Source organism: Micromonospora maritima, assembly GCF_902825405.1.
Classification (GTDB): Bacteria; Actinomycetota; Actinomycetes; order Mycobacteriales; family Micromonosporaceae; genus Micromonospora; species Micromonospora maritima.
Genome location: NZ_CADEAU010000427.1, coordinates 1 through 4,642, shown reverse-complemented (window position 1 = coordinate 4,642; position 4,642 = coordinate 1). Strand labels below are relative to the sequence as shown.

Annotated in this window: 2 protein-coding genes and 2 pseudogenes; 2 read left to right on the top strand and 2 right to left on the bottom strand. The window is 72.4% G+C overall.

Going from position 1 to position 4,642, the window contains the following annotated elements; genetic code table 11:
• Window positions 1–235 (bottom strand): annotated as a pseudogene (locus HUW36_RS26245) (methyltransferase domain-containing protein); the annotation flags it as partial.
• 966 nt (window positions 236–1,201) lie between these two features.
• A pseudogene (locus HUW36_RS26240) lies at window positions 1,202–2,563 on the bottom strand (methylmalonyl-CoA mutase family protein); the annotation flags it as partial.
• Window positions 2,564–2,714: 151 nt separating this feature from the next.
• Here HUW36_RS26240 and HUW36_RS26235 point away from each other — a divergent pair.
• Complete coding sequence (locus HUW36_RS26235; protein ID WP_174530594.1) at window positions 2,715–3,563, top strand: ABC transporter ATP-binding protein; 849 nt, start codon at window positions 2,715–2,717, stop codon at window positions 3,561–3,563.
• Window positions 3,560–4,405, top strand: coding sequence for an ABC transporter permease (locus HUW36_RS26230; protein ID WP_174530593.1), 846 nt, complete (start codon window positions 3,560–3,562; stop codon window positions 4,403–4,405). The genes HUW36_RS26235 and HUW36_RS26230 overlap by 4 nt, the downstream gene beginning before the upstream one ends.
• Window positions 4,406–4,642 lie beyond the last annotated feature (237 nt).

The window sequence follows — 4,642 nt, the reverse complement described above, 5'->3', positions numbered from 1 at the left end:
CGGCCAGCGCGCCGGGGTCGAGCATGCCGCGCGGTCCGCAGCCGAGTTCCAGCACCGGCCCGCCGCCGGTCACCCCGTCGGTCACCAGCCGGGCCGCGACCGCGCGCCGCACCCGGTGGTACGGGTCGTCGACGTACCCGTCGACCTCCGCGCCGTCGTGGTAGCGGCGATGGTTGGCGTGCCGGCCGTGCGCCTGGGCGCGGTGCGACGACGTCCCGGTCGGCGGCTCGGACATCATCCCTCCACGGCGGACCCGGCCCCGTCGGCGGCGTCCGCCCCCAGCCTCGCACCGCCGCCGGCCGTCGGGGCGGAACTGCACCCCGGACACGGGGACGCGGCGGCCGGTGTGCCGGCCGCCGCGTCCCCTCGGATGTCAGATCGCCCGCGCCCAGTCCACCCGCATGCTGTCGTCGTACTCGTCGCCCGGGATCCACCACGGCTCGCCGAAGCCGCTGGTGAAGACGATGATGTTGCCGCCGTCCGGGTACTCGTTGGTGGGTGGCACCGACAGCGCGGCGCAGTAGCGCCCGTCCGGGGAGAACACCGGCGACAGGAAGACCCGGGGCTCCTCGGTCAGTCGCTTCAGGCCGGTGCCGCCGACACGCACCGAGCCGAGGGACCCGCCGACGATCTCGACGTCCCGGGTCCACCGGTTGGTGCTGAACACCACCCGGTTCGAGCCGGGCGTGAACACCGGCCAGCCGAAGGTCTCGCCCGGCTCGGGCTGGTAGACCCGGCGCACCTTCCCGGTGGCCAGTTCCAGCGCGCGGAGCTGGTGCCCCTCCGACCGGCTGATCCACTCCATCACGATCATCGAGCCGTCGCGCGACCAGTTCGGCCGCAACATGCGGTGGCCTTCGACGAGGATCCGCCGGACACCGGTGACGATGTTCACCGCGACCAACGTGGTGTCGCGGATGACCATGGCGATCTCGGTGCCGTCGGGTGACCAGGTCGGCCACCCGTAGTGGGCGCCGAACGGGTCGGTGATCAGGGTGCGGCTCTGCCCGGTGACCCGGTCGTGCAGGTCGAGGGTGGGGTCGAAGGTGGGAGCGGGCTTCTGGCCGACCACGGCCAGGTACCGCCCGTCCGGCGAGACGGTCGCGTCGGTGCCGGAGGGCAGCAGCACCTGCGGGGTGGTGCGGCCCCGGTTGATCTGGAGCACGCCCGGGCCGGTGACGATCCACGGCCCGTTCACGATCTCGGCGGCGGCGGCGGGCGAGCCGACGATCCCGCCGGTGACGCCGGTCGCGGCGGCCGCCTCGACCGCCGGGTCGACCTGCTCGACCGCCTCGGCCCCGGCCGCGGTCAGCGGGGACGGCTCGGTCTCGGTGAACCGGTTGACGCCGACCACCACGTCCGCGCCGGACTCCATCCGCCGACGCCGGTCGGCGAGCGAGGCGACGAGCGCGCTCTTGAGGTAGCCGGACTCCACGGCGGTGACCACGCCGCCCATCTCCAGCACCTTGTCCAGCTCCACCCGCGCGCCGGTCACGATGTCGTCGACCAGCGCGGTCATCACGTGCGAGCCCTCGAACAGGTCCGGGTACTCCAGCAGGTCCGACTCGTACGCCAGCACCTGCTGCATGCGCAGCGACCACTGCTGGTCCCAGGGGCGGGGCAGGCCGAGCGCCTCGTTCCAGGCGGGGAGCTGCACCGCCCGGGCCCGCGCGTCCCGGGAGAAGGTGACGCCGAGCATCTCCAGCACGATCCGCTGGATGTTGTTCTCCGGCTGCGCCTCGGTCAGGCCCAGCGAGTTGACCTGCACGCCGTAGCGGAACCGGCGCTGCTTCGGGTTCTCCACGCCGTAGCGCTCACGGGTGATCTCGTCCCAGAGCGCGCCGAACGCGCGCATCTTGGCGATCTCCTCGACGAAGCGCACCCCGGCGTTGACGAAGAACGAGATCCGCTGCACCACGTCGCCCATCCGCTCGGCCGGCACCTGGCCGGAGTCGCGGACCGTGTCCAGCACGGCGACGGCGGTGGCGAGCGCGAAGCCGACCTCCTGCACCGGCGTGGCGCCGGCCTCCTGGAGGTGGTACGAGCAGATGTTCACCGGGTTCCACCGCGGCATCTCCCGCAGCGTGTACGCGATCACGTCGGCGGTCAGCCGCAGCGAGGCGGCCGGCGGGAAGATGTACGTCCCCCGGGACAGGTACTCCTTGATGATGTCGTTCTGCGTGGTGCCGGCGCAGCGGACCAGCTCCGCGCCCTGCTCGGCGGCGACCGTGCCGTAGAGCGCGAGCAGCCACATGGCCGGGGCGTTGATCGTCATCGAGGTGTTCATGTCGGCGATCGGGATGCCCTCGAAGAGCGCCCGCATGTCGCCGAGGTGCGCCACCGGCACGCCGACCCGGCCCACCTCGCCGGCGGCCAGCTCGTGGTCCGGGTCGTATCCGGTCTGTGTCGGCAGGTCGAACGCGACCGACAGCCCGGTCTGCCCCTTCGCCAGGTTGCGGCGGAAGAGCGCGTTGGTGGCCGCGGCGGAGGAGTGCCCGGCGTACGTGCGCATCACCCACGGGCGGTCCCGCTCCGGCAGGCGTCCCGGCGTCGCGTCATCCATGGCCGGAGTTTAAGTTACCGTTCAGTAAAACGGGCTGTGGAAAACCACACAGGTCCATGGAGCGGACCGACGGGCACGGACGGCGCCGGATGGCCGACACCACCACACCCCGGCCCGCGGCCGGGCACGCGGCAGTCGCACACTGGACGTCATGGAAGACGAGCTCGCGATCTCCGTACGGGGACTGCGCAAGACGTACGGCGACAACGTGGCGGTGGCGGGGGTGGACCTGGACGTCCACCGGGGCGAGGTGTTCGCCCTGCTCGGCCCGAACGGCGCGGGCAAGACCACCACGGTGGAGATCCTGGAGGGCTACCGCCACCGCGACGCCGGCGAGGTGCGGGTGCTCGGCGCCGACCCGGCCCACCCCGACGCCGGTTGGCGCTCCCGGGTGGGCATCGTGCTCCAGGGCACCGGCGAGTTCGACGAGCTGACCGTCGGCGAGGTGGTCCGGCACTTCTCCGGCTTCTACCCGGACGCCGACGACCCGGCCAAGGTGGTCGAGCGGGTCGGGCTGGGCGCGAAGGCCAAGGCGCGCACGCACACGCTCTCCGGCGGGCAGAAGCGCCGCCTGGACGTGGCGCTGGGCATCATCGGCCGCCCCGAGCTGCTCTTCCTCGACGAGCCGACCACCGGGTTCGACCCGGAGGCCCGGCGCGAGTTCTGGGACCTGATCCGGGACCTGTCCGCCGCCGGCACCACGATCGTGCTCACCACCCACTACCTGGACGAGGCCGAGGCGCTCGCCGACCGGGTCGGCGTGATCGCCGCCGGGCGGGTGATCGAGGTCGCGCCGCCGAACGCGCTGGGCAACCGGCAGGAGTCGCTGGCGACCGTCTCCTGGCGTACCCCGGACGGGACGCCGGCGTCGGCGGAGACCGCGACGCCGACGGCGCTGGTGTACGACCTGGCCGCGCGCTTCGGCGGCGAGGTCCCCGGCCTGACCGTGACCCGGCCGACCCTGGAAGACGTCTACCTGCGGATGATCGGACACTCATGACCACCACCACGAAGGCGGCGCCCCCGGTCGCCACCGCGCGGGCCCGGCGGCTCGGCCCGGGCGCGCTGGCGCTGCGCCAGGGGCGGCTGGAGATCACCCAGTTCCTGCGCAGCCGGGAGTCCGTCGTGTTCACGATGGGCTTCCCGATCATCATGATCCTGATCTTCGCGGCGATCTTCAGCGACGAGATCGCCCCGGGCGTCAGCTACACGCAGTACTTCATCACCGGCATGATCGCGACCGGCCTGATGACGGTGAGCTTCCAGAACCTCGGCATCTGGATCCCGATCGAGCGGGACCGGGGCGTGCTCAAGCGCTACCGGGGCACGCCGATGCCGAAGTGGGTCTGGTTCGCCGGCAAGGTGATCATGGTGGTGGTCATCGGCATCGCCGAGACCGCGCTCCTCCTCGCCGTCTCGGTGGCGCTGTTCGACCTGGACCTGCCGCAGACCGCCGCCAAGTGGCTCACCTTCGGCTGGGTCGCCGTCCTCGGCGTCACCGCCTGCACGCTCTGCGGCATCGCCATCTCGTCGCTGGCCCGCACCGCCCGCAGCGGCTCCGCGGTGGTCACCCCGGTCGCGCTGGTCCTCCAGTTCATCTCCGGCGTGTTCTTCGTCTTCACCAATCTGCCCACCTGGATGCAGCAGGTCGCCGCGATCTTCCCGCTCAAGTGGATGTGCCAGGGGCTGCGCTCGGTCTTCCTGCCGGACAGCTTCGGCGGCCAGGAGCCGGGCGGCTCGTTCGAGCTGGGCAGGGTGGCGCTGGTGCTCGGCCTGTGGTGCGTCATCGGTCTGGTGCTCTGCCTGACCACCTTCCGGTGGACCACCCGCCGCGACGGCTGAGGTGTAAGGAAGGGCCCCCTCTTAACGCCTGCGGTAGAGGAAGGGCCCCTTCTTAACCACGCACACGAGCGCACGCGTCTCGCCCGAGGTGGCACACTCGCCGGCATGGCACGCACGCTGAGCCGGCGCACACTGCTGACCGTCGGCGCCGGGATCGCCGGCGCCGGCCTGGTCGGTGGCCTGGCCGCCCGGCAGCTCTCCGCTCCCCGGCCCGGCCCGGCACCCGCCGTGCCGGAC